This window comes from Winkia sp. C0117E2, assembly GCF_056590455.1.
The window spans coordinates 26,086-51,080 of sequence record NZ_JBWPWD010000003.1; the positions used below are offsets into that span (position 1 = coordinate 26,086).

Below are 24,995 nucleotides of genomic sequence, written 5' to 3' on the forward strand. Positions count from 1 at the left end.
TGTGTCTAAACCGTCTTTGAACTAATGTTTTTTTGTAGTGACAAATATCGCTTGGGAAGCTGGTCCCACGCGAGGCCTAGTGCAAAGGAGCAACCATGGCCAGGAAACGAATTGGCGTAGGAGTAATTTCGCTTGGATGGATGGGCAGGCTGCACACCCGCTCCTACAAGGCTCTGCGCGAGAAATATCCAGAGCTAGAAGTGGACATCGATCTTGTGGTCTGTTGTGATCTGATCGAAGAAAACAGGCGCGTAGCGGTAGAAAACCTAGGGTTCTCGAAAGCGGTAGAGGACTACCACGAGGTGCTAAACGATCCAGAGGTCGACATTGTGTCGATCTGCGCCCCAAACTTCTTGCACCACGAAATTGCGATGGCGACCATTGCGGCAGGCAAGCCGTTCTGGATTGAAAAGCCCATGGGCATTTCCGCAGCCCAGTCAAAAGACATTGCCGAGGGCGCAGCCCGAGCCGGCTTGATCACTTCCGTCGGGTTCAACTACCGGCACACGCCGGCTATTGAACTGGGGCGCAAGCTAATTGCCGAGGGCAAGTTGGGGACTATTACCAATGCTCGCGTGTGGCTCATCGCTGATTACGCATCCGGCCCAGAAGGGCCGCTGACTTGGCGTTATTCAAAGGAAAAAGCTGGTGCGGGCGTAATTTTGGATCTGCTAGGACACGGCGAAGACCTAGTGCAGTATCTGCTGAAAGATCGCATCAGCGCGGTAACGGCACAAACTGGCACGTTCATTACCGAACGTCCGATCCCCCTGAAGGCTGGCATCGGCCATACGGGCTGGGAAGTATCAGAGAAGAAAGGCCCGGTAGGAAACGAAGACTACGTGTCCGTCATCGGCCGGTTCGAATCCGGGGCGCTGCTAACGATGGAATCCTCTCGTGTGTCAGTGGGGCCGCGCGCCGAATACATAGTGGAAATTTACGGTACTGACGGTTCCATCCGGTGGAACTTCGAAGATCTGAATCACCTGCAGATCTGCCTGGGGCGCCAGAATGGCTTCCAACAGGGCTACACGAACGCCATGGCAGGCCCGGACTTCCCCGACTTCATGCGCTTCCAGCCAGGAGCTGGTACATCGATGGGATTTGACGACATGAAGGTGGTAGAAGCTGCCCAGTTTATCCAGGGCATTTTGGAGCAGAGGCAGATTGGCCCCTCGGCAGCCGACGGGTGGTCCGCTGCAGAAGTAGATGCCGCAGTTGAGGCCTCGGCGGGCGATGGCAAGTGGCACGAAGTGACCCCGGTAACCGAGCACACCACCTTCGACAAATAGAAAGAGGGGGCTGCTGCAGGCAGATTGAAGGCGTGCTGGTGTCAACATGACTGCCAGCTGCGGAAATCTGCGCGGTTGTCCCGGTTCTGGAGAGGCAAATGACTGATTCAACTTCGACAGGCGGCGACTTTTATAGTAAGTTCACGCCGCAGAAAATAACGGAAATGGTGGCCGAGACGCCGCCCTCTGGAAAGAGGAGGGGTATTGCAGCCCTGGCGGCAGTGGCCACCTTAGGCTCGCTGCTGTTCGGCTACGATACGGGCGTTATCTCGGGGGCCCTGCCCTACATGTATATGCCTCATGGGGCGGGCGGGATGTCACTGACGGCGCTCGAAGAGGGCGCCATCGGTGGTGTGCTCACGCTCGCGGCAGCTTTCGGGGCGCTCCTTGGAGGGCGACTGTCAGATAGATATGGACGTAAGCATAACATCATCCTGCTGGCGGTACTGTTCATTATCGGCGCAGTTGGTAATACCTTCTCGCCAAACGTGTGGATTATGTACATCTTCCGCGCCATCTTAGGCTTAGCTGTAGGCGGGGCATCCGCGACGGTTCCTGTGTTCTTAGCTGAATCTGCTCCCAAGAGGGTGCGCGGCATGATCGTAGCTGTTGATCAGCTAATGATCGTTGTGGGCCAGTTGCTGGCGTTTTCGATGAACGCGGCAATCAACTCGGCCCATGGCGGCCCGCAGCTGACGGTAGCGGCGGATCCTACCGGAACGATCAAGCCGGGCACCTACGATTGGGATGCGTTGAACCAGATGGTATCCCAGCAAGTAGGTACAGATAAGGCTGCTATTCACGACTTCATGATGCAGCTGAGCGTAACTGCGGGTAACGGCTCTGCTTGGCGGTGGATGATCATTCTGTGCACCCTACCGGCCATCTTCTTGTGGATAGGTATGCACCTGATGCCAGAGTCCTCGCGCTGGTACGTGATCAAGCATCAGATGTACCAGGCCATCGGGGCTTTGAAGCGCGTGCGGGATCCTGAAAAGGATGGTTCGCTCGAGGATGAACTGAACGAGATGGTGGCCGCTCGCATGGAGCACGATGCCACTGAGAGGCTCGGTCTGCGCGAAGTCTTGCAAACGCCGTGGCTGCGCAAGCTGTTGGCGGTAGGCATTTTCATGGCGATCGTGAATCAGACAACCGGCGTGAACACGGTAATGTACTACGCTCCCAAGGTGCTTTCGTTTGCAGGGATGGGCACGTCGGCAGCGATTACTGCACAGGTCGCCAATGGTGTCATGTCTGTGGTTGGCTCCGCCCTCGGGCTCGTTCTTATTACGAAGTTCCGCCGTCGCCAGATCCTGATCTTTGACGTGACCGGGGTGGGCGTGTGTCTGCTTACCATTGCGGCGTTGTTCCAGTTTGTGATTGCGCCCGTAATGGGCGGGCCTGGCAAACCGCCGGCATGGGCGGCCTACCTGATTCTGGCTGTAATGGGCGTGTTCATGTTGATCGTCCAGTCCACCAATGGAACGGTTGTGTGGACGATGCTGGGCGAGATGTTCCCGGCAAACGTGCGCGGCGTCATGAACGGTTTCGCTGTGTTCTGCATGTGGATTTCGAACGCGCTGATTACCTGGACCTTCCCGAAGATGATGGATACCTTCGGTGGGGGAATGACGTACGCATTCTACGGCGTGCTGAATCTGATTATTGCGGTAGTGCTGTTCAAGATCATGCCGGAAACGTCGAATAAGTCGCTAGACGAGATTGAAAAATACATGCATTCGATCTATTCGAAGTAGTGGCTTTTCTGAAGGGGGCGGAGCTGCGGCTTCGCCCCCTTTTTGCTCGTGATAGTGGGGGGCGAGGCCGTGGTGGGACTTTCGGAGGAGGACGGGCGCAAGAGAGCCTTACGATTCCCGCATAATACATATTTTTGTGTGAATGTATTTACAAAGGTGGCGCAGTCGGGCTATATTCAAATTAAGCGCTCGCAGTTGAGCCATCACAAAACGCAAGAGGAGACATAGATGTCGGCGAACATTCCACAGACCATGAAGGCAGCAGTGTTGCGCGAACCCGGTAAGGGCTTGCACGTTGAAGAAATCCGCACCCCTCACCCGCGCGAGGGCGAAGTACTGGTGAAGGTATCAGCTTGCGGCATGTGCCACTCGGATTTGCACGTCATCAACGGTGCCATCGCCTTCCCAATGCCCGCTCTGCTAGGGCACGAAGTTGCAGGCGAGATCGTCGAGATCGGCCCCGGCAACGACAAGCGCGATCTGAAAGTTGGCGACAAGGTGGCGGGCGCATTCTTGATGCCCTGCGGTACCTGCGAAGCCTGCTCCAAGGGCCGCGACGATCTGTGTGATCCCTTCTTCTCGATGAACCGGCTCAACGGCACCCTGTACGACGGTGAGACACGCCTGGCCGACCTGGACGGCAACCCGATTTGGATGTACTCCATGGGCGGCCTGTCTGAATACTGCGTCATCCCGGCCACCTCGGTAACCAAGGCAGGGGACAACATCGATCCCGTAGCCGGATCGATCCTGGGCTGTGCGGCCTTGACCGCCTACGGCGCTGTTCGCCGGGGCGCGAACCTGCAGTACGGGGAGACCTGCGCGGTTGTTGCGACCGGCGGCGTTGGCTCGAACATCATCTCTATCGCCCGCGCGTTTGGCGCCCGCAAGGTAGTCGCCATCGACGTCTCTGACGAGAAGCTGGCACCCATGAAGGAATTGGGGGCAACTGACGTAATCAACTCGACCAAGGTGGATAACATCCACGAGGCTATCGTCGACATTGTGGGTGGCACTGGCGTAGATGTGGCCTTCGAAGCGCTGGGCATCCCCGCAACCTGGACCACCGCCCTCGACGTGCTATCCGACGGCGGTCGCATGGTTCCGATCGGGTTGGGCGCTGGCGTGCAAACTGCCGGTGTCGAGATCAACCGCACCGTCCGCCGTGGCCAGTCCATCCTGGGCTCCTACGGTGCCCGCACTCGCCAGGATCTGCCCGAGGTAGTCCGCCTAGCCGAAGAGGGCGTCATCCACTACCAAGATGTTGTTACCCGCCACTTCGCACTGGAGGATGCAAACGAGGGCTACCAGCTGCTGAAGGAAGGCAAGATAAACGGGCGCGCGGTCGTTGACATGTCTCTGTAAAAGCGAAAAGTAGTCGGGGCCGGCTCTTAGTCGGCCCCGACTATTTGTATGCAAAAGGGCAAAAATATTGGGCCACTCACCGCTGTGAGTAGCCCAGGTGTTAGGCGCAGCCTAGTTCTTGTGTGCTGCGGCGATTCCGATGTTGAAGGCGGTTGCGATGCCGGTGAAGGCGACTGCGAATCCGCCAATGATTGCCATCGGGAAGATCGAGGTGAATACACCGATCCAGGTGACTACGATGGCTGCGAGCATTAGCGCAAAGAGTGCGACGGTCAGGGCGCCGGTGGTCAGTTCGGGCTTCACGCCTGCTAGGTACATCTGAGTCATTTTTCCTCCTGAAAGGCTTATTTGCTGGGGGATCTCTCTTGTCCCTCGCTGTCGGTAACAATGTTAGGACATATAAAACCAGGGCGAAAGGTTACAGGATTTTTTAGCGCGCGCCAACTACTATGACCTTATTCATACGCTGCTGACCTGGGTGAATGTCGTGTGGAATGGGGTAGGCCAGGGATTTGGCGGCAAAAAAGAAGCACTTTGGCACGCGCTAAACGTTGGTTGGCAAATTTTTGCGTCTCGTAGAGCTAACGCGGGCTAGAACTAGCCAGCCTAGAAATGGTGTTTGAAATCGGCGATAGCCGCGTAGGTTCCCTTGCACACTGCTAGCAGAGTGTCCGGCTCAAGTTTTACCGACCAGCCGCGCTTGCCAGCGCTAACATGGATGGCTTCCTGCAAAATAGCGGATTCGTCAAGGAAGATGCGGTGAGGCTGTTTCTGCCCCAGCGGGGAAATTCCTCCGGCAATGTAGCCGGTAACAACCTGGGCGCGCGCAACGGGAAGCATCTCCGCCCTCTTCCCACCTGCAGCCTTGGCTAGCTGCTTCAAATTCAAAGTGGCGGTAGCGGGCACGATGCCCACAACATCCTCAGAATCATCGACGCGGGCCATAAGCGTCTTATAAACGGTATCCGGATCCAGGCCCATCAGTTCTGCCCCCTCGAGGGCGAATCCTTGCTTGGTGCGCGGATCATGGGGGTGTTCTAACACCTCGTAGCTGACGCCTGCCTTATCGAGGGCCTCCAATGCCGGGGTGGCGGCTCCTGCCTCGACCTTACCTGTGCCACGTTTTTTCGACATGGAACAATTGTAGGCCGGTGCCGGGCAGCGAAATTCCCACGCTGCTAGAACCGGGATAAAGAAGAGGAGGGGGACGTGCCCCCTCCTCGACGTTTCAGTAGCTGCCCCGCGCGCCTACTACTTGCGGTTGCGCGGCCTCTTGCCTGCCAAATCCCACCAGTAGACAATCGCAATGACCAATGCGACGGCCAGAATAGATGCGGTTAGGACGTAGGCGGCGCTGATACCCATGGACCAGTCCCACTTCGAAGCGGTCTGCTGGTTGCCCACTACTGCGAAGAACACTGCCGTCATGACCGCGTTACCAATAGCGGTGGTAATGCGCTGTGCCGTCTGGGTAATGCCACCGGCAATCCCGCCGTGCTCGACAGGTACGTCCAGCATCGCCTGCGTCTGGTTTGCAGCGCCCATAGCACCCTGCCCGAAGCCGAACAGCATGAGCGGGGCGCACATCCACCAGAACGAGGCTCCCGCGTTGACTGCCCAGACGGTGCCGATCAGGGTAATGACTCCTAGCAGCAGGAAGCTCAGAGCCAGAATCTGCACCTGGCGGCCAGACTTCAGAGCATGCTTGCCGGACCAGAGGGCGGCCAGCGCCGAGACGATAGCGTTCGGAATGCCGATGGAACCGGCAACCAAAGCCGACTGGCCCAACCCGGCCTGCAGGTACATTGCAAAAATGACGAACAGCGATGTAGTGCCCAGGAACTGGGTGGCAGAAATGGCCGCACAGTAGCTGAAGGACTTCAGCTTGAACAGGGACAGATCAACCATGGGGAAGTGCCCGTGGCGCTTGTAGCGGTTCTCCCACCAAATCCACACGACGGTCAGGATGATCGCCAGCGGAATCAAAGACCACATGAGCGGGTGCCCGTGGCTCATAAACGGAAGCATGATGCAAAGGACTGCCAAGGACAGAAGGACTATGCCAACCGGGTCCAGGTCAATCTTCTGGGTAGCCTGCGAGGCATTTGCCTGCTCGGCTGGAAGGTTAGTCTTCGACTCGGAGGCGTCAGATTTGACTTTCTTTGCTCCCATAAAGTGCCGCCGTTCCTTGCCGAAAGGCAGAAGGCGGAAGGCTGCGATTACGCCGATGATGCCCAGCGGAAGGTTGAACAGGAACGAAGAACGCCACCCGTTGGTAGGCCCCAAAGTTTCGATCAGGAAGCCTGCGAACAGTGGGCCAACGGCAACGGACGCGCCAATTACTAGGCCGAACATAGAAAAGGCGCGGGCGCGGGCCTGGCCCTGGAAATACTGCTGAATAATGCCGGTTACCTGCGGGCTGAAGATGCCTGCAGCCATGCCCTGCAGCACGCGGAACACGTTCAGCATTACCGGACTAGTAGCAAAACCGCACGCCGTACACGCGATGGTGAACAGCGCCAGGCCGATTGTGAACACGCCGGAACGGCCAAAAATGTCCCCCAATCGGCCTGACGGCACTAGGAAAATTCCGAAGGAAAGGGCGTAGCCAGATAGCACCCACTGCAATGAGGTCTGGGAAGCCCTAAGAGCCGAGCCTATCGTCTCTAACGCCACATTCACCGAAGACACCTGAATCAGCGACATGGCCAACGGAATGAGTAGAACTACCAGAATCAGATTGCGGTTATACACCCGATCTGACTCGGGGATGCGCACCCATTTCGGGTCATCCGGATTTGGGCGGTTGATGAAAGATGGCGATTGGGACATATGCTCCTCAGTTATTCTTCGTTCAGCCTTAGCCAGCGCATCCGGTTAGCGGCAGCGATTATGTCGATCGTGCGCGGCTCTGCTAGGAAGCCGGAGCGAGGTCGAAGGGCGTCAAGACCTCCGTTACTGTACTCCTTTTCCCACAGGTAGTCGACAGCCTCTTTCAGGGTTCGCTCGCCGTTGAAAACCTCGTCTTGCAGTTTGCGCAGCGACCACCCAATAGCATCGGCCTGACCTGCCTCAACGACCTGTTCGAGGGCAGTAATGTCGATGTCTTGGCGGTCTAGCGAGATGCGCGAGGTGTTGCCGCGCACCTTCGGGCCGCGATCGCCCTCGTAGGGGTTGGCCAGGGGCTTGCGAGCTGCGACTTCAGGGAAATCCAAGTCCGCAGCGGTCTGCCTGGGAGCATCCTGCACGATCTTCTTCGCCTTTTCGGTCACATCGGTGATCACGTAGTTGTCCATGCAAATGACCGTGTCAGCCCGATCTAGGTAGTCGCCGGAACCGCCCATAACCGCAATTGAGGAAACTCCCCGCCGTACCAGTCCGCGGATACGGTCAACTAACGGGGTAATAGGCTCGCCCGAATCTGGTACCAGCTGTCGCATCCGCAAGTCGCGGATCATCAGGTTGGTAGCCGAAGTATCCTCGTCAATCAGCAGGCAGTTGGAGCCCGCTTCGACGGCCTCGGCGATCGCAGCAGCCTGCGAAGTAGAACCGGAAGCATCTGGGGAAGTGAAACGGGAAGTGTCTCCGCCCGACGGCAGGTTAGAGATGAACGCGGAGACGTCCACGCCGGTAACTGCCCGGCCGTCCTCGGCACGCACAGCCACGGCCAGCGGCGTAGTGGCCACCAGCTCGCGTCCGTCACCGGGAATATGCGGGTACACGCCATTCATGAGGGCGTCCAATAGCGTCGACTTGCCGTGGTAGCCGCCGCCCACAATCAGGGTGACACCTGGGCGTAGCGCCAGGCCGCGGACCTTGCCGGCGTGCGGGAGCTCCACCTGCAGTGCCAAAGTCTCGGGAGCCTTAGTAGCCACCGCGTTTTCCATCGGGTGCTCGTCAACGCCGGAGGCGCGCGCCAGGATCGAATCGTCCGCAATGAAAGCCAGCAGATCCTTCTCCTTTAGAACCTGCTGCAGCGCGAACCAGTCTTCAACCGATTCCACGTGCTTCTTCAGCGCCGCCTCGTCTGCAACGGCCTCGTCGGAGGCGAAATCGATGGTGTCCAGCACCGAATCGGGGAGCGGGCCATCCACCAGGTTTGCCATTGCGTGTCCCAGAATACGGCGTCCGCGTGCCGCGAACTGCACCTGGAAGCGCATCTGGATAGATCCGTCCTCGTTTACTGTTACGGCGCCACGGTTCAGCACCGTCTGGCCGGTGTAAGCCACCCGCAGGTCGCGTTCCGGACGGATGCGGGCAGAAAAATCCCTGTGGAAGTAGTCGGCCGCCGCAAGGCGGGCATGCGCAGAAGCAGTAGCGAAGTCGGGAAGACCCGCGACCTCGGCCGGGATCTCGGCGCGCACGGTTGACGGTGGAGCGTACGGGTCAGATTGGACGCGCTCAATATGAAGAACGAAATCGCCGTAATCCCATGCGCCCACCAATTGCTTGTAGGCGCCATAGGAAGAACCGTCCATTTTGTGTAGATGTTCAATCAGTTGGTCTGCGGTACCCCCGCCAAAGGGCTCGCGGCGTCCTTTGCCGTGATGGTTACCTTTTCCTCGTTTGCCGCGAAAATTATTCATGCCTCCACAATAGGACAGCGGCACCAATCCCACCCGGTCGCAGTGTAAAGTCACAACATTTCTTATGCATTAGTGCAATTTTGTCTTCTTTTGCCAAAAAGCGAGGGCGGGCGCGCCACCGCCTTACAAACTAAGAAAGGAGTAGCTGCCACCACACAGGGTTGGCCGATATGGTTGTGCTATGGCACGCATAAGCATTGACGGGATCCGCTCGGCTACCCTCCAGATGGCCACTTCTATCACGGTGATAGCGCCAAACGAGCGCGACCTGGCCGAGGACGCACCCGCCCCCGGCAGAGTTGCCTACATGCTGCACGGCCTGAGCGGCGACCAGTCCATCTGGTCTACCTATGCGCCCGTGCAACGGTGGGCAGACAAATATAACGCACTGTTCGTGTTTGCCTCGGGCGAACGCTCATTTTGGACGAACGCGAAATATGGGTTGGCATGGGCGGACTGGGCCTTTACCGAAGTGCCCCAATACATAGAGGCGACGCTGGGGGCAGCTTCGCCCTCGCGCAGGATCGTGGCCGGCTTTTCTATGGGCGGGTATGGGGCCTTGAAAGCGGCCTTGGCTAAACCGGATTTCTACCGCGCGGCCATCAGCCTGTCTGGAACCACCGACATTACCGAGGATGCCTTCCACTCCCGCCACCCGGACCTATACCGGAACGTGTTCGGCCTCGACGACGCGCGCGGGTCTGTCCACGATTTGCTGGCGCAGCTGAAGAAGGCAGACCCGGCGGCGCTGCCAAAACTGTGGGCTTGCTGCGGCACCGAAGATAGGCTGCTAGATATGAATAGGCGTTTTGCCGCCCTCGCTAAAGAGCTTGGCGTGGCCTACGAATACACTGAAGGTAGTGGCGGACACGACTATGGCTACTGGAATCCGCAGATGGCAGCCGCGTTAGAATCAGTGGCACCTATCTGGTAGTGGAATGACGGCAGAAGAAGGGAAACATGTTCGGCAATAATCACGTAATCAAGGCGATCAACTGGAACAAGATCGAGGACGAAAAGGACGTCGAGGTGTGGGACCGCCTGACGGGTAACTTCTGGTTGCCTGAAAAGGTGCCGATTTCGAACGACATTCCTTCGTGGAAGACCTTGACTGACGACGAAAAGACCATGACCAACCGCGTCTTTACCGGCTTGACTCTGCTGGATACGTTGCAGGGCACCGTGGGGGCGGTCTCGCTGATCCCGGACGCGCGCACCCCGCACGAAGAGGCTGTCTACACCAACATTGCGTTCATGGAATCTGTGCACGCCAAGTCGTACTCTTCCATCTTCTCTACCCTGCTTTCCACCGAAGAGATCAACGAATCCTTCCGCTGGTCCGAAGAAAACGAGGCGTTGCAGCGCAAGGCGTTGATCGTCGAAAAGTACTACGAGGGCGATGACCCGGAAAAGCGTAAGGTCGCCTCCACCATGCTGGAGTCCTTCCTGTTCTACTCCGGCTTCTACGCGCCCATGTACTGGTCGGCACACGCTAAGCTGACCAACACGGCCGACCTGATCCGTCTGATCATCCGCGACGAGGCCGTACATGGCTACTACATTGGCTACAAGTACCAGGTGGCCGTCAATGAGGCATCGCCGCAGCGGCAGGCAGAACTAAAGGAATATACGTTTGACCTGCTGGACGAACTGTACGAGAACGAGGAACAGTACACCGAGGACCTATACGATCCGCTCGGACTGACCGAGGACGTAAAGAAGTTCCTGCGCTACAACGCCAACAAGGCCCTGATGAACCTGGGGTACGAGGCGCTGTTCCCCGCCGAAGCGGTAGACGTGAACCCGGCTATTTTGGCGGCACTGTCGCCAAACGCTGACGAAAACCACGACTTCTTCAGTGGCTCCGGCTCCTCCTACGTAATCGGTGACATTGTTGATACCGAGGACGGAGACTGGGACTTCTAACCTTTCCGGAGCGGCGTTGTCAGCCCCCAAGTTTTTCCTAGCCCCTGTAGGGCGATCGGCAAGTGCTTGGGGGCTTCCAACTTTTACCTGCCGGCCCAAAAGATTGTTGACTAGGCCGAATTCCCTTATAGATAATGGTTTCAAACAGGGCAAGGTTCAGTGAGGAACCGGAAAAACCAAGGAGGGGCGCCCGTGTTTACCGAAGGATTTTTTGGTCGGGGAAAAACCCTGACAAGTTTCGCCGAGCGGCTGGATCTGGTCGCGCTGGTAGCTATAGAACTACTTTATGTGGGCACGGTGATGTGGCCCGAAAATGCGGTGTCGTGGCTGTGTCGCCCCCTGGCGCTCCTGATCGCAGCCACCGAAGTGACCTATTTCTTGGGTGCCTACCTGTTTCAGAGCAACCCTTCCTGGGGCCCGGTGCTGTGGGGCTGTCAGGGAATGCGAGTCATGAACGCCGGCCTTGCCCTGGGGGGAGTATGGGTGATTGCGAACGAGGACTGCGCTCGCGGCATCTTTGAGGCGCTGCGCCTGTATGACACCAAGATCGTACTGCCAGCTCTGGCCGAGCTGACCCTGTTTGTGCTATGCCTGTGTACCCTGCTAACTGCCGGCCGCCCGGTGTGGCAGTTTCCCCTGCCAGATGCCGATTACAGGCGGGGCGGAGCGTAGCCGGAATATGGTAGCCCGGCATGCCTGCCACGGCGGCACCATAGGGGCAAGCGCGGTCTCGGCGTTAGCGGGCAGTTTTACTGGTTGGTCACCTTGCGCACGTAGGAAACGATGTGCGGGCATATCTCTTCGACCGTTTGCATAGTCTGATCGAAATCGGCAGCGGTGCCATACCACGGGTCGGGCACGTCTAATTCGCGGCGCCGTAGCCACTGTGCGTCCCCCTCCGGTTCAGCGTCGGCGAAGGGGTCGCCCTCGCCCCGTTCAGCTGGGGAAACCGCAAGGTTAGGGTCAAAGCTGCGGAACATTCGCAGGTCTACGCGGCCCGGCCCGGAAGCACCCGGGTAAGCCTCAAGCCCCGCCTCCCGCGCCAGCTGCTCAAGGCGGGCAAAGTGAGTGGACGTCATAGCCAGCACTAGATCCGAAGACGCAAACGTGTTCGCATCCAACTGGTGGGCCCGGTGCAACGGGGTTGGGTAGCCTGCCTGTCGCAGCGCTTTAGCTGCTCGCCGATCTATGGGGTTGCCGTGCTCCTCGTCGGAGATTCCCGAGGACGACACGATCACGCCCTGGGTGCCCGCGCTCCGCAGCTGGGTGTCGAGCACAATTTGTGCCATTACGGAACGGCAGATGTTGCCCGTGCAAACCATTTCAATCCGGTATGGCCCTGAGGTATTCATAACCTCATTGTTACCCGACATGCGAATATATGCATCCTGGCAGCTCGCGGAGACTATCCAGGCTAGGGGGGGCGAGCACAGAAACCGGGTGCCTACCCCTCCTGTTGTGCGCCAGTTTCCGCCTCGCGCCCAGCCTGCTGGGCTTTAGCAAGATCGGCTTGCAAATCCTGGCTCGCCTGAGGGGAAGCCGCATCGATCTTGGCAAGTTCTTCGTAGGCGCGAGCCAGCAGTGGCTTGAGCGGTTCCCGATCCCCACCAGTAGGAATGGTCATAAGCCCAACGGCGGTTTCGGGCAGCATCAGCATCAGCGTGCCGAACTCTAGGGCGCTCATGGCGTCAACCATTTCCCGCCACTGGTCGGGTTTGCCCAAAAGAGAAAAGTAGATCGCGTCAAAGCTAGGCAGAGAGGCACGGGCGGCCTCGTCGCCCTGCTCAAACTTTGCTGCCAGATCGTCGTGGATGTGCGCCATCAGATCGGTCAGATCCTTCTCGGATACGCCTAACGCCTGCATTGCGTTAGAAACAATCATGGCTACCGCGATCGTTACACGTTGGGCGTCGGGAAGAAACACTTTCCCGTCCTCGACAAGGCTCAGGCTGTTTTGGCCCTGCAGACGCTCTTGCAATACGAGCAACGCTTTGCCCAGGTCAGTGCGGAGGTTAGCCATCTTAGGATCGCCTAGGTGAAGGGTGGAATTAGTATGGGCTGCCTCGCCGCCTTGAGGGGCATTATTAGAATTCATGATTCTACTTTGCCACATAAGGCACTTTAAACACACAAGTCTGACCTCTCTAAGGTAAATGGCGGCAGTTAAGGGTGCAGGTGAGTGGGCTCACTTACTAAATACCAAGATGAGTTTGCGTGAAGATAGTAAGGGCCTTAAGCTCAAAACGGACCATCAAGAGTAGCGCAGAGACCTGGCTCGTACGCTGCAGCAACCCGCCATCGTGGTGAGGGTGCTTCCGCCAGGACCGATGGAAGGATGTGGATGACGAATAACCCAACGGACGACTCGCCACTCATTAAACTCAGCGATGTTACTAAGCGGTATCCGCGCCGCAAAGAAGAGGACGTAATTGCCCTCGACAACATCAACCTTTCCGTTCCTAAAGGGGACATTCACGGCATCGTCGGACAGTCCGGTGCCGGTAAATCAACCCTGATCCGATGCCTGTGTGCGCTGGAAAAGCCGACGTCGGGATCAATTACCGTTGCTGGCAAAGACCTGTCGAAGCTGCGTTCATCGGCATTGCGGCAGGCGCGACTAAACATCGGCATGGTGTTCCAGAACGCAAACCTGCTGGATTCGCGTACGGCCGCTGGCAACATCGGCTACGCCCTATCGCTTGCCGGAGTAAAATCCGGCAAAAGGCATGAGCGCGTCCAGGAAATGCTGGATCTGGTTGGCCTTTCCGCTCGCGGATCCTCGTACCCCGCACAGCTGTCCGGCGGGCAACGGCAACGCGTCGGTATTGCCCGCGCCCTCGCTACCAACCCGCCCGTGCTGCTATGCGACGAGCCGACTTCCGCCCTCGATAGTGAATCCACCAGGCAGATTCTGCAGCTGATCTCGGACGTGCGCGACCGCCTGGGCGTGACCGTCCTGATCATCACCCACGAAATGGGTGTTGTCCGCGAAATCTGCGATTCGGTTACCATGCTGGAAAACGGCCAGGTAATTCAATCCGGACGTATCGAAGATGTCCTTGAAGACCCGCAGTCGCGACTGTCGCGCGAACTAGTGCCGCCGCCCTCGATAGAGGACGAGCCCGTGCTGAACGGGCAGTCTGCCGCAGTCGTCGACGTGGCATTTACCGCCCACCCGGGCGAACCTAAGGGATCGGCGGTCATGAGTGCCGCCGCCCGAATTGGAGCCGACATTGTTGCGGGCACTTTCGAAACCGTAGGGCAGACACAGGTAGGCCGATTAGCTCTAGCTGTGCCACCCAACCAAGTAAACGAAACCATTGCAGCCATGCGTAACGCAGGCACCAGCGCGGAAGTGAGGGACATCTAATGAACGCCTCCCTACTATCCGGCCTCACAGATATTCCCGTGATTCAGAGCGGTGAACTGTGGACGGCCACCTGGCAGACTTTGGCTATGACCGCAATCTCGTCGGTGCTCACCGTAATTGGCGGCGTCATCCTCGGCCTGGTGCTAGTTGGCACCGGCAAAGGGGGCCTGTTCCCGAACCGGGCAGTGAATCAAATCCTGGGTACAATCGTGAACATTGGCAGATCTTTCCCATTTGTCATCCTGGTGGTGGCAATCATCCCGTTCACCAGGATGGTGGCCGGGACCTCGATCGGATGGAAAGCCGCGATCGTGCCGCTAACCGTGGGCGCAATTCCCTTCTTTGCGCGTCTTGTTGAATCAAACCTGCTGGGGATTGAACCCGGGAAGATTGAAGCGGCAAAAATGATGGGAGCTTCCCGTCGGCAAATCATGTTCGACGTGCAGATCCGCGAAGCGCTGCCCGCCCTCATCCAATCAATTACCGTCACTGTCATCACCCTGATTGGCTACAGTGCCATCACCGGCATGCTGGGTGGGGACGGCCTAGGCTTCTTGGCTGTCTCCTACGGATATAACCGATTCGAAACCGACGTCATGATTCTGGCAGTGCTGGTAGTCATCGTCATAGTTGAAGTTATTCAGCTGATCGGTGACATGCTCAGCCGGCTAGTAGATCACCGCTAAGGCTCTACTAGTCGGGCCCTAGCGCCTTAGCTGACAACACTTAGACTTTCGGACTCTTTATATTCCCAAGAAAGAAGCAAAATCGTGAAAATTCGCAACATCCTAGCAGCAACCACCGCCCTCGTAACCGCCGTAGCACTGACCGGCTGCGGCTCCTCTAACAGCGGCCAGGAAGGCAAATCTGCTTCCGGCAAGTCTGACACAATTGTGGTGGCAGCCTCGCCCACCCCGCACGCCCAGATCCTAAAGTTCTTGAACAAGGAAGTCGCCCCCAAGCACGGCTACAAGATTGACATCAAGGAATTTAACGACTACGTCCAGCCGAACGAAGCGTTGAAAACCCACGAGGTGGATGCCAACTACTTCCAGACTATTCCTTTCCTGAACAACGAATCTAAGCAGCGCGGCTACAAGTTCGAGCCGGGCGAATCCGTTCACCTAGAGCCGGTGGGCATCTTCTCGAAGAAGGTCAAGAACGTAAACGACCTGAAGGAAGGCGACAAGGTAGGCATCATTCAGGACGTCACCAACCAGGACCGTGCTCTACGCCTGCTGGGCGCGCAGGGACTAATCAAGCTACCCAAGAAGCAGAACCTGGCAGTTGCCGACGTGAAGAATTCCAAGGAATTCAACCCGAAGGGGCTAGTATTCCAGGAAGTAGACGGCCCGCAGCTGGTTCGTTCCTTGGCAGACGTTGACATTGCCGTCATCAACGGCAACTACGCACAGGCTGGCGGTCTGAAGCAGTCCGAGGCTATTGCACTAGAATCCACCGAAAACAACCCGGCTACCAACCTGCTGGTGTGGCGTAAGGGAGAGAAGAGCGAACTAGTCAAGAAGCTAGAGAAGGACCTGCACTCCAAGGAGGTCAAGGACTTCATCGAAAAGACCTGGCCTGACAAGTCTGTCATCCCCGCTTTCTAAGCTGAGCTGACGCAGGCGCTAGTGCCGCGCAGCGGACCCCCACCGGTTTTGCCGGTGGGGGTTTTCCATTTCTTGAGGGCGGGGCGGCGCTCTGGTGTGTCGCAGTGGCGGAAGGGATCCATCCAACTTTTGTGCTGTCCAGAGTAGCTTTGCCTTTGGGCCGGTAGGGTAGGGGTATGCGCATCAGCTTGGTTTTAGGTTCGGGTGGAGCCCGCGGGTGGGCTCATATTGGCGTGATCGAAGAAGTCGAACGGCGCGGACACACGATCGTGTCGATCGCGGGGGCGTCGATGGGCGCGCTAGTGGGTGGCGTCTACGGGACGGGCAAGCTACCCGAAGTGGCGCAGTGGGCGGCATCTTTGACGCGCACGGACGTGGTGCGCCTAGTAGACCCGGCGCTGGGGTCGGCTGGCATTGTGCGCGGCCAGAAAGTACTCAAGAAGATCGAGGAGATCGCCGGGTCGGCACGCATCGAAGAGCTGTCTATTCCCTTCACGGCGGTGGCTACAGACTTATTGTCGCAGCGCGAAATTTGGTTCCAATCGGGGCCACTGTATCCGGCGATCCGTGCTTCCATTTCCATCCCCACAATCTTCACTCCCGTGCTGATGGGGGACAGACTGTTGGCAGACGGCGGCCTAGTAAATCCGGTGCCGGTTGAACCTACTCTGGCGCAGGTATCGGATGCGACCATTGCGGTAAACCTGTACGGCCACCCAGATGCGCACCCGCGGGACCGCCTCCGAAAAGCAATAGAGGCAGAAAGGCAGGGCTCCGCCCTCGCTAAATCCATTAACAAGGGCGTTACTGCGCTTACGGACAACGAACTGTTCCACAAGATCACGCGCTATTTTGAAGAGCCGCAAAAAGAAGAGTGCGGGCAGATTACTGAACCAGGCAATCCCGAGGCGGGCAACGATCCGCAAGAGAACTGGGGGCCGGAAAAGTTGCCCTCCGGCATATCTACCTGGCAGGTGGCGGACATGTCTATGACTACCATGCAAGAATTGGTGTACCGCTACCGGGCGGCCTCTAATCCGGTCAGCGCCACGATCGAGATTCCCATCGACAAGGTGGGAACTTTGGAGTTCTACCGGGCCCAAGAAATGATGGATTACGGCCGGGAATTGGCCGCGGGCGTGCTGGATGAGTTAGAAAGCTAAGAACTGCAGCCGGAAGTGTTCACGGCAGGTATAATTAACAGCGAAGCTGCGAAAAGTAACAGCAGCGCTGTGAATTGTAACTGGTGTTACGGCGAAGGAGCACTAATGAGCGGTAACCTTTTAGAACTTTCTTCAATTGGCGTCTCTATCTGGCTGGACGACCTGTCCAGAGGCAGACTGGAATCGGGCAATCTGCGCGAACTGATTGATTCGTCCTCGGTGGTTGGTGTGACCACAAATCCGGCCATTTTTAATGCTGCAATTGGAACGGGTAGTCAATACGCGGACCAGATCAAGGAATTGGCTTCCAAAGGCGCCGACGTGGGCGCTGCCATCGAAGCAATGACTACTGATGATGTGCGCGCTGCCTGCGATCTGTTTGCGCCCATCTACGAAGCCACGCACGGCCGCGATGGACGCGTGTCCATCGAAGTGGACCCCCGCCTAGCCGACAAGGCAGAAGAAACAGTAGCAGCTGCGAAAAACCTGTGGCAGGTAGTGGATCGGCCTAACGCGATGATCAAGATCCCCGCCACTGCCGCGGGACTGGAAGCAATTCCCGAGGTAATCGGGGCAGGCATCTCCGTCAACGTGACGCTGATCTTCTCGGTACCGCAGTACCGACAGGTAGTCGAAGCTTATTGGGCTGGGTTGGAAAAGGCGCGCGAGGCCGGCATCGACCTTTCCACTATTACGTCTGTGGCCTCCTTCTTTGTTTCGCGCGTAGACGCGCTGGTCGACTCGCTGTTGGACAAGAAGGGTGGCGAAGAGGCAGCTCAGCTGCGCTCCAAGGCCGGGGTTGCCAATGCGCGCCTAGCGTATGAGGCCTACCAGGAATCGCTACAGCAGGAACGGTGGACAGAACTGGCGAGGGATGGTGCCACCAAACAACGGCCACTGTGGGCTTCGACGGGCGTGAAGGATCCATCGCTGAAACCCACCTTGTACGTTGACGAACTGGCCGCCCCCGACACCGTCAACACGATGCCCGAAAAAACCATGAAAGCGGTGGCTGAATCGGCTGAATTGCACGGAGACGCGGTCAGCGCGAACATCGGCGAAGCCCATCAGGTATTCGCAGCGCTAGCAGAAGCGGGAATCGACTTTAGTGCCGTTTCCCGCCAGCTTTTAGACGAGGGCGTCAAGAAGTTTGAGGTCGCCTGGGAGGAACTACTCGCCAGCGTGAAGGAAGCACTCGCCGCTTCCAAGTAGCCTAAACCATTGCGGCAAAGCCCGCTCTAGCTGCGTAAATCGGAAAAGAAAGTGTGCAGCTGGGCGCGGGCTTCGCCCTCTAAAATCCCGCCAATCACTTCGGGGCGGTGATTCAAACGGGAATCGCGGGCCACATCGCGGATCGACCCGCACGCGCCAGCCTTCGGATCCCATGCGGCAAAGACAATGCGGTCCACGCGGGACAGGACGGCCGCCCCGGCGCACATAGTGCAAGGTTCCAGCGACACCACCAGTGTGCAGCCCTGCAGAGTGTGCCTGCTGAGGGCGGCCCCAGCAGCCCGCAGCGCCAGCACCTCGGCGTGTGCAGTCGGATCGAAATGGGGGGCGCGCTGGGCGTTGCGCGCCTCAGAAACTACCAGCCCATCGGCCGTGACGACTAGCGCGCCCACCGGCACCTCGCCAAAAGAGCCGCCGTCCTCGGCAAGTTCCAGAGTACGGCGCAGAAGTGGGGTCCAGCGGGAGTGGCAATTCATGGTTTTAAGGTACCAGGGCCTTGTCTACCCGTATCCAGGGGCAACGCGGTAGCCTAAAGGTATGGATTTGAAAGTGCTTGACCACCCCCTTGTAAACCATAAGATGACCGTCCTGCGTGACAAGAACACGCCCTCGTCCACGTTCCGCATGATCGTAGACGAACTAACAACTCTGCTAGCCTACGAGGCCACCCGCAACGTGCGCGTCGAGGACGTGCAGGTTGAAACCCCGGTCGCGCCGACTGGTGGAAAGAAGCTATCTGAACCCCGCCCCATCGTGATCCCAATCCTGCGTGCCGGCCTGGGCATGCTCGACGGTATGACTCGCCTACTGCCCACAGCCGAAGTTGGCTTCCTGGGCATGGTCCGTGACGACGAGACGCTAGCCGTGGAAACCTACGCGAACCGCCTGCCTGACGACCTGACTGATCGGCAGGTATTCCTGGTAGACCCGATGCTCGCAACCGGGCACACCCTGGTAGCCGCTGTGAACTACGTGCTGGAGCGCGGGGCTCGCGACGTCACCTGCACCTCGCTGGTGGCTGCCCCACAAGGAATCAAGGCCATGCAGGAAGCAATCGGCGACCGCGCCGACGTGCATGTGGTTGTTGCTGCCGAGGACGAAGGGCTCAACGAGCATAACTACATCGTCCCTGGTCTTGGCGATGCAGGCGACCGCCTGTACGGCATTGTCGACTAGTTAGTTACTTGGCGTGAAACTCGCGTTCGCGGTTAGGCAATATGCCGGCGCGGCGCGGGTGGGACGTCTCACTGTCAACCGATTTGAGGTCAACCCTTGCGGTTTTGTATAGTGAGTCTCTGGGCTCACTATTAGTGAGCTTTGGTGGAGTGTCCGAGCGGCCGAAGGTGCAGCACTCGAAATGCTGTGTGGTTAATAGCCACCGTGGGTTCAAATCCCACCTCCACCGCTATTTAAATAGCCTCTGACCTGGGAAAACAGGTTAGGGGCTTTACTATTGCGGTTGTCGACGCATAAGCAACGCATAAGCGTCCGCGCTCGCGGGGTGCGGGGTTCCCTCCCGGCCCCTACCACGCCCTGGCGGTGGGGTTCGACAATTTTTCGTCTCTACGAGCTTCCAAAACTTTTAGACGAGGCGCAAAAAGCAAAGGCACAAAAAGGCGACACCAGCCCGCCCTCGGGCTAATAATTTAGACACCTGCGAAGGAATATGGACACCGTTCGCGCCGGTAATACCAGCTCGACTAGGGTGGCGGTATGGCAGAGCACGTAAATGACACCCCGCGATCCTATTCGAAGCCATTCCTGCTTGCCGTTTGCCGCCCACCTGGGCTCATAGCGGAGGATGAGGTGGCTGTAATTAAAGAATGGGGCAATATGTCGGATACGGAGCTCCACCAAGTTTCCCTCCTGAACCCTTCTGAGCCTAATCCGGCCACAGAGCTGGAACTGACTAAGTATTCGGGAGTCATAATTACAGGCTCGCCGTTTGGCTACGCCCACCCTCAAGAAACGAAAAGCGCCCAGCACTTGCTGGTAGAAGAACGCGTGTCTGCTTTAGCTCGCCGCGTGGTAGCGGAGGATTTTCCCACTTTAGGTATCTGCTTCGGACTGCAGACGTTGGCAAGAGCCACCGGCGGAATGCTGGTGGGCGGTTTTGCTGAAGACCTGCAGGCGCCAGAAATCAGGCTTACAGATGCGGGGAAAGCCGATCCGCTAACAGGTAAATTGCCCGCCATATTCCGCTCCTACACAGGGCATTCGGATGCGGTCGGCCAGCTTCCGGCCACCGCCACCCTGCTGGCGTCCGGCTCGTTCTGTCACGTGCAGATGGTCCGGTGGGGTAAGAACGTGTACGGCACCCAATTCCACCCCGAAATTACCACTGCAGGAATGCATATACGCATCAATTCATACGGCGACACCTACTACCCGGCTGCTCAGAAATCCCAGGTCATAGCCCGTTGCAACGCAGCTGACGTCAAAGGAGCAAACCAGGTAATTACCGAATTTGCCAACCGCTTCCGCTGCCAACTCCCCGCCTAGTAGCCGCTGGGGGCGGCTGTAAGTGACTGGGGAGTTCGCCCTCGAAAAGGGAGAACCCGCGAGCCATGGTGTTATTTTTCAACCCTGGCGCTTTTCGCGAAACATGGTGTAGATCGCCAAGGTTCGACGAAAACACCAAGGCTCGTCAATTTTCACCAGAGGTCGGCGACAGCACCAAGATTCGACATGCCCGGCTAGCTTCCCAATTACCTCCCCCGAGGGCGGCACCTACAGCTACACGGCCGCGCTACCGCAACTGTGCAGGCAGGGCCAATGCGGCGTGGTTTCTACCTTTGGACACTCGGCGGCGCGGTCGTGGGATGCCAAGTACGATTTTGCTGTCACTTGTCTGGATCGCTGGCGGCGCTAGAGAAATTACGGGAGCATGTAACCATGGCTATTGACTTTGCTTGCTCGGAACGGTCGACGATTGGCTTGGAGTGGGAACTCCAGCTAATCGACAAAGACTCTGATGACCTGCGCCAATGTGCGGATACGGTGATTGCTGAGGCTGAGAAAGCGCACCCCGACACAACTTTGATATACGGCGAAATGCTGCGTAACACGGTCGAACTAGTCTCGCGTAAGAACACGACGGTTGCCGGGTGTGCAGCCGACATGGAAGAGGCTCTGGAACAGCTGGAGCCAGCCCTCTCGCGATTGCGCATTGAACTGGCCTCGGCGGGATCGCACCCCTTTGCCCAGCCCTCATACCAGCGTGTCAGCGATTCTGACCGCTACGGCGAACTGGTAAATCGCACCCAGTTCTGGGGCAGGCAGATGCTGCTGTTTGGCACGCACGTGCACGTGGGCATCGAGGATCGGGACAAGGTGATGCCGATCCAGAACTTCTTGGCCACCAAGCTGGGCCACATTCAGGCCATTTCCGCCTCCTCCCCATTCTGGGCGGGGACCAACACGGGGTATGCGGACAACCGCGCGATGGTGTTCCAGCAGCTTCCCACTGCGGGCGCACCCCGCCAGTTCGATTCCTGGGAGGGGCTAGAAAAGTATACGGCGGACATGCTGAAGACCGGCGTGATTGATTCTTTCAACGAGATTCGGTGGGATATTCGCCCTTCGCCAAAGCTGGGAACGATCGAAGTGCGCGTGTGCGATGCTGCCTCCAACTTGGCCGAATTGCGTGCCTTTGCGGCGCTGATCCATTCGCTGGTGGAAACGGCTTCGCGGGAGCTGGATGCGGGACGTGCGCTGGCCAGGGTGCCTGACTGGTTCTTGGCTGAGAACAAGTGGCGGGCCGCCCGCTACGGTATGGATGCGATTCTTATCGAAAATGCCGAGGGCGACGAAGCGCTGATCACCGATACTCTTCCTGATCTGCTCGATTGGCTTGAGCCTGCCGCCACTGACCTAGGTTGCCTAGACGATTTGGGATTTATTCACGAGATAGTCTCCACAGGGGCTGGCTACCAGCGGCAGTTGCAGGTTGCGAATACTACCGGCAATTTGGAGGCCGTAGTTGCCTACCTCCGGGCTGAACTAAAGGCGGGGGCGCCGATCCGCCCTCACGAATTCGAACCACAGCTGGAGGGCGTACACGTGCCGGCCGAAGGGAACCGGGGTTGGAATCGGTGACCATTGAAGGCGTCGTTATCCTGGCGGGGGGCACGGCCCGCAGGCTGGGTGGTATTTCGAAGCCGGACTTGGAGGTGGCGTGCAGGCGCTTGCTGGACTGGCAGCTCGATCAGGTGTCCAGGGTGGCGCCCGAGGCCACCGTGGTAGTGGTGGCCCCGCCGCAGGTGCAGGTGCCAGCTGCGGTGGTGCGCGTTCTGGAAGACCCGCCTTTTGGCGGCCCGGTCGCCGGTTTCGCTGCTGGACTGGCAGCGCTAAGAAGGGCCGGGGTTACCGACGGTCTGATCGGCCTGGCCACCTGCGATGCGCCCCTCGCCCCAGCGAACTACCTGGGCCTGGTTGCCGCCCTCGAACCGGGGCTGGACGGGGCCGCCCCCACCACCGCCGCTGAGGATGGTACGTTCCCCCAGTACGCCCTTGGCGTATATCGGGCCGGCGCGCTGGGCAAAATCTTGCCTGAAAACGCCCGAAACGTGTCGGTCAAACGCACCTTTTCCCCTGCAAAACTGGCGTTTGTGCCGGATGTGAACCGCAACTGCACGGATGTAGATACGTGGGCGGATGTCAAAACGTTAGAAGGGTTACTAAAACTGCACTGAATAACTAGGCTAGTTAGACTAAAGCCCTGGATAGGGAGGTTTTTTGTCAACACTCGTCGAGTTGCCACTAGTGCAAACCAAGCTTGATCCGCGCGATCGCCCAGACGTGGCCGAATTGGTGGATAAGCATGGCCGAGTAGCTCGAGACATGCGCATCTCAGTGACGGATCGCTGCAATCTGCGCTGCCAATACTGCATGCCCGAAGAGGGCGTGGCCTTCCGTCCTACCGAGCAGATTCTGACCGATGCGGAAATAGTACGCCTGATGCGCATCGGAGTTGACTTGTGCGGCATTGAAGAGATCCGTTTTACAGGCGGGGAACCGCTCATGCGTCGCAGCCTGGAAAAGTTGGTGGAAGCGGCGGCCAACTTGCGCACTTGGCGGGGAAAGAAACTAGATATTTCCCTGACCACCAACGGGCTGGGGCTGAAGCATCGCGCCCAAGGCTTGGCGGATGCCGGCTTGGATCGGGTGAATATTTCGATGGACTCGGCTACCCGCGCCGGGTATTTGAAGTTGACGCGGCGGGACCGGTTCAAGGATGCTGCCGAGGGCGCCGTAGCTGCGGTTCGGGCCGGATTGAGGCCGGTAAAACTGAACGCGCTGCTGATGCCCGGCGTGAACGAATCCGAGGCGCCGGAACTCGTTCGCTACGCGCTGCGGGGCGGTTACGAGCTGCGCTTTATCGAATTCATGCCACTGGGCCCACGTGGGTCTTGGAAGCGCGAACAGATGGTTACGCGCGACGATATTTTGGATCTTCTGCGCCCTCACTTCGACCTATGCCACCGTCCGGAGCGCGAACGGGGCGCGTCCCCTGCCGAAGAGTGGGATGTGATGCCTGGCGCGGATCATCCGGGTGGTCGCATCGGCATTATTGGATCTGTGACGCGGCCTTTCTGTGGGGACTGCGACCGCACCCGGCTTACCGCGGATGGGCAGATCCGCTCGTGCCTGTTTGCGCGTTCAGAAACAGATTTGCGGAAGATGCTGCGCGGGGGCGCCACAGATCAGGAAATCGCCGCCGTGTGGCAGGCTGCGATGTGGGAGAAGCAGCCGGGGCACGGTATAAATGACCCTAGTTTCTTGAGCCCTTCGCGGCCCATGAGCGCGATTGGAGGATAAATGCCTACAGCAAACGTGACCTATTTTGCGGGAGTGGCAGACGCCGCCGGGACTCGCCAAGAGAGTGTGCAGTTGCCTGAAACGGTTGATGCCGCTTCCCTCAGAGAGCTCCTGAAGGTGGGAAAATCTGAACGCTTCGCCCAGGTGGTAGATGTGTGCGCCCTGATTGTGGGCGGGCAGGCGCTGGGCGCTGACCCGGTGCGCCTAGATGGCGAGATCTCGGTAGAGGTGCTGCCGCCCTTCGCCGGGGGGTAAAGACCCCGCGCCGCGGCGCTTACTTGCGCCCGCCGCGCTGACCGGGCCGAATAAGAATGTAGCGGAAGTACATTCCGCGGAGCCGCCCAAAGGGTTCCTTCACACGGTCGACGATGCGGAAGCCGACGCCCTCGTATAGGGGAAGAACCTTTTCGTTGCCTTCCATCACGTCCAAAATGTAGGTGCGGGCAGGCGCCACTTCAAGTGCCTTGCGGAGCATTCCCGTTGCCACGCCCTTGCCACGCGCGGCGGGAATGGTGCCAACGCAGCTGATAAACGCCTCTTTCGTGCCAACTTTCACAGGAGGGCGTACCTCGCGTTCCAGCACGCGCCCGCCGATGTGCCCATAGATGGGGCCGAGAACCTTAGCCAGCTGCGAGTAATCTACGTTGAAGGGATTGCGCCCGGCGAAAGCAATTGCCACTACGCCTACCACTTGGCCGTCCTCGATAGCAATCACGAAGCGGTCGGGCACTACCGCGTGGGATAGTCCCTCGATCAGTTTGTTCTTGTCTGAGCTCAGGGCTTTGAATTGGTCGTAGAACGCAGTGGATACTGCTGCCACAATGCCGGCGCGGTCGGCGTCGGTGCCAAGTCTGTATTCGATCATGACTTCAACAC

The 24,995-nt window shown here is 58.4% G+C and carries 25 protein-coding genes and 1 tRNA gene; 18 read left to right on the plus strand and 8 right to left on the minus strand.

What is annotated here, in order from left to right:
• Nucleotides 1-95 precede the first annotated feature (95 nt).
• The 3 genes from AC1EKG_RS04590 to AC1EKG_RS04600 all read left to right on the plus strand — a co-directional run bounded on the left by AC1EKG_RS04590 (nucleotide 96) and on the right by AC1EKG_RS04600 (nucleotide 4,414).
• On the plus strand, nucleotides 96-1,292 hold the full coding sequence (locus AC1EKG_RS04590) for a Gfo/Idh/MocA family protein (RefSeq protein WP_004806884.1): 1,197 nt from the start codon (nucleotides 96-98) through the stop codon (nucleotides 1,290-1,292).
• Between the two features lie 164 nt (nucleotides 1,293-1,456).
• On the plus strand, nucleotides 1,457-3,049 hold the full coding sequence (locus tag AC1EKG_RS04595) for an MFS transporter (protein ID WP_410482968.1): 1,593 nt from the start codon (nucleotides 1,457-1,459) through the stop codon (nucleotides 3,047-3,049).
• Between the two features lie 228 nt (nucleotides 3,050-3,277).
• Entirely contained in the window at nucleotides 3,278-4,414 is a 1,137-nt protein-coding gene (locus tag AC1EKG_RS04600) for a zinc-binding dehydrogenase (protein WP_004806878.1), read from the plus strand.
• A gap of 111 nt (nucleotides 4,415-4,525) precedes the next feature.
• Here AC1EKG_RS04600 and AC1EKG_RS04605 read toward each other — a convergent pair whose 3' ends face one another.
• The 4 genes from AC1EKG_RS04605 to AC1EKG_RS04620 form a co-directional block, all read right to left on the minus strand.
• Entirely contained in the window at nucleotides 4,526-4,741 is a 216-nt protein-coding gene (locus tag AC1EKG_RS04605) for a hypothetical protein (protein WP_004806876.1), read from the minus strand.
• A 279-nt stretch (nucleotides 4,742-5,020) separates the two neighbouring features.
• The gene (gene ybaK, locus AC1EKG_RS04610; RefSeq protein WP_004806874.1) at nucleotides 5,021-5,548 is read right to left on the minus strand and encodes a Cys-tRNA(Pro) deacylase; all 528 of its coding nucleotides are present in this window, start codon (nucleotides 5,546-5,548) and stop codon (nucleotides 5,021-5,023) included.
• Between the two features lie 117 nt (nucleotides 5,549-5,665).
• Nucleotides 5,666-7,246: an MFS transporter gene (locus tag AC1EKG_RS04615; protein WP_004806872.1), complete on the minus strand. Its 1,581-nt coding sequence runs from the start codon at nucleotides 7,244-7,246 to the stop codon at nucleotides 5,666-5,668.
• Nucleotides 7,247-7,257: 11 nt separating this feature from the next.
• Nucleotides 7,258-9,000, minus strand: a complete 1,743-nt coding sequence (locus AC1EKG_RS04620; protein ID WP_081499184.1) for an ABC-ATPase domain-containing protein — start codon at nucleotides 8,998-9,000, stop codon at nucleotides 7,258-7,260.
• Between the two features lie 181 nt (nucleotides 9,001-9,181).
• Here AC1EKG_RS04620 and AC1EKG_RS04625 point away from each other — a divergent pair, with 181 nt between their 5' ends.
• From AC1EKG_RS04625 to AC1EKG_RS04635, 3 genes are all read left to right on the plus strand, one after another.
• Entirely contained in the window at nucleotides 9,182-9,934 is a 753-nt protein-coding gene (locus tag AC1EKG_RS04625) for an alpha/beta hydrolase (RefSeq protein ID WP_004806868.1), read from the plus strand.
• A gap of 26 nt (nucleotides 9,935-9,960) precedes the next feature.
• Nucleotides 9,961-10,926 (plus strand): class 1b ribonucleoside-diphosphate reductase subunit beta, encoded by a 966-nt coding sequence (gene nrdF / locus AC1EKG_RS04630; protein ID WP_004806867.1) that lies wholly within the window; start codon nucleotides 9,961-9,963, stop codon nucleotides 10,924-10,926.
• A gap of 192 nt (nucleotides 10,927-11,118) precedes the next feature.
• The gene (locus AC1EKG_RS04635; protein ID WP_004806865.1) at nucleotides 11,119-11,598 is read left to right on the plus strand and encodes a hypothetical protein; all 480 of its coding nucleotides are present in this window, start codon (nucleotides 11,119-11,121) and stop codon (nucleotides 11,596-11,598) included.
• Between the two features lie 77 nt (nucleotides 11,599-11,675).
• On the opposite strand, the gene AC1EKG_RS04640 is transcribed toward AC1EKG_RS04635, so the two are convergent.
• Both AC1EKG_RS04640 and AC1EKG_RS04645 read right to left on the minus strand, forming a co-directional pair.
• Nucleotides 11,676-12,278, minus strand: coding sequence for a low molecular weight protein-tyrosine-phosphatase (locus tag AC1EKG_RS04640; protein ID WP_040315247.1), 603 nt, complete (start codon nucleotides 12,276-12,278; stop codon nucleotides 11,676-11,678).
• Nucleotides 12,279-12,370: 92 nt separating this feature from the next.
• Entirely contained in the window at nucleotides 12,371-13,021 is a 651-nt protein-coding gene (locus AC1EKG_RS04645) for a hypothetical protein (protein WP_004806861.1), read from the minus strand.
• 246 nt (nucleotides 13,022-13,267) lie between these two features.
• On the opposite strand from AC1EKG_RS04645, the gene AC1EKG_RS04650 reads away from it, so the two are divergent.
• The 5 genes from AC1EKG_RS04650 (at nucleotide 13,268) to tal (ending at nucleotide 18,281) form a co-directional block, all read left to right on the plus strand.
• Nucleotides 13,268-14,296: a methionine ABC transporter ATP-binding protein gene (locus AC1EKG_RS04650; protein WP_004806859.1), complete on the plus strand. Its 1,029-nt coding sequence runs from the start codon at nucleotides 13,268-13,270 to the stop codon at nucleotides 14,294-14,296.
• Complete coding sequence (locus tag AC1EKG_RS04655; RefSeq protein ID WP_004806857.1) at nucleotides 14,296-14,982, plus strand: methionine ABC transporter permease; 687 nt, start codon at nucleotides 14,296-14,298, stop codon at nucleotides 14,980-14,982. The genes AC1EKG_RS04650 and AC1EKG_RS04655 overlap by 1 nt, the downstream gene beginning before the upstream one ends.
• An 84-nt stretch (nucleotides 14,983-15,066) precedes the next feature.
• Nucleotides 15,067-15,906 (plus strand): MetQ/NlpA family ABC transporter substrate-binding protein, encoded by an 840-nt coding sequence (locus tag AC1EKG_RS04660; RefSeq protein ID WP_004806855.1) that lies wholly within the window; start codon nucleotides 15,067-15,069, stop codon nucleotides 15,904-15,906.
• Nucleotides 15,907-16,082: 176 nt separating this feature from the next.
• Nucleotides 16,083-17,069, plus strand: coding sequence for a patatin-like phospholipase family protein (locus tag AC1EKG_RS04665; RefSeq protein WP_004806853.1), 987 nt, complete (start codon nucleotides 16,083-16,085; stop codon nucleotides 17,067-17,069).
• 105 nt (nucleotides 17,070-17,174) lie between these two features.
• Nucleotides 17,175-18,281, plus strand: a complete 1,107-nt coding sequence (tal, locus tag AC1EKG_RS04670) for a transaldolase (protein WP_004806851.1) — start codon at nucleotides 17,175-17,177, stop codon at nucleotides 18,279-18,281.
• Between the two features lie 26 nt (nucleotides 18,282-18,307).
• Here tal and AC1EKG_RS04675 read toward each other — a convergent pair whose 3' ends face one another.
• Nucleotides 18,308-18,775, minus strand: a complete 468-nt coding sequence (locus AC1EKG_RS04675) for a nucleoside deaminase (protein WP_004806849.1) — start codon at nucleotides 18,773-18,775, stop codon at nucleotides 18,308-18,310.
• Nucleotides 18,776-18,836: 61 nt separating this feature from the next.
• On the opposite strand from AC1EKG_RS04675, the gene upp reads away from it, so the two are divergent.
• The 7 genes from upp (at nucleotide 18,837) to AC1EKG_RS04710 (ending at nucleotide 24,374) form a co-directional block, all read left to right on the plus strand.
• On the plus strand, nucleotides 18,837-19,475 hold the full coding sequence (gene upp / locus AC1EKG_RS04680) for a uracil phosphoribosyltransferase (protein WP_040315125.1): 639 nt from the start codon (nucleotides 18,837-18,839) through the stop codon (nucleotides 19,473-19,475).
• Nucleotides 19,476-19,618: 143 nt separating this feature from the next.
• Nucleotides 19,619-19,704 (plus strand) — tRNA-Ser (locus AC1EKG_RS04685).
• 308 nt (nucleotides 19,705-20,012) lie between these two features.
• Complete coding sequence (locus AC1EKG_RS04690) at nucleotides 20,013-20,801, plus strand: glutamine amidotransferase-related protein (protein WP_004806846.1); 789 nt, start codon at nucleotides 20,013-20,015, stop codon at nucleotides 20,799-20,801.
• Nucleotides 20,802-21,194: 393 nt separating this feature from the next.
• The gene (locus AC1EKG_RS04695; protein ID WP_004806844.1) at nucleotides 21,195-22,397 is read left to right on the plus strand and encodes a glutamate--cysteine ligase; all 1,203 of its coding nucleotides are present in this window, start codon (nucleotides 21,195-21,197) and stop codon (nucleotides 22,395-22,397) included.
• Entirely contained in the window at nucleotides 22,394-22,993 is a 600-nt protein-coding gene (mobA, locus tag AC1EKG_RS04700) for a molybdenum cofactor guanylyltransferase (RefSeq protein ID WP_004806841.1), read from the plus strand. Before AC1EKG_RS04695 ends, mobA begins: the two co-directional genes overlap by 4 nt.
• A 43-nt stretch (nucleotides 22,994-23,036) precedes the next feature.
• A complete protein-coding gene (gene moaA, locus AC1EKG_RS04705; protein ID WP_004806839.1) occupies nucleotides 23,037-24,119 on the plus strand; it encodes a GTP 3',8-cyclase MoaA in 1,083 nt (360 codons plus the stop codon).
• On the plus strand, nucleotides 24,120-24,374 hold the full coding sequence (locus AC1EKG_RS04710) for a ubiquitin family protein (protein ID WP_004806838.1): 255 nt from the start codon (nucleotides 24,120-24,122) through the stop codon (nucleotides 24,372-24,374).
• 19 nt (nucleotides 24,375-24,393) lie between these two features.
• On the opposite strand, the gene AC1EKG_RS04715 is transcribed toward AC1EKG_RS04710, so the two are convergent.
• Complete coding sequence (locus AC1EKG_RS04715) at nucleotides 24,394-24,984, minus strand: GNAT family N-acetyltransferase (protein ID WP_004806836.1); 591 nt, start codon at nucleotides 24,982-24,984, stop codon at nucleotides 24,394-24,396.
• Nucleotides 24,985-24,995: the final 11 nt, after the last annotated feature.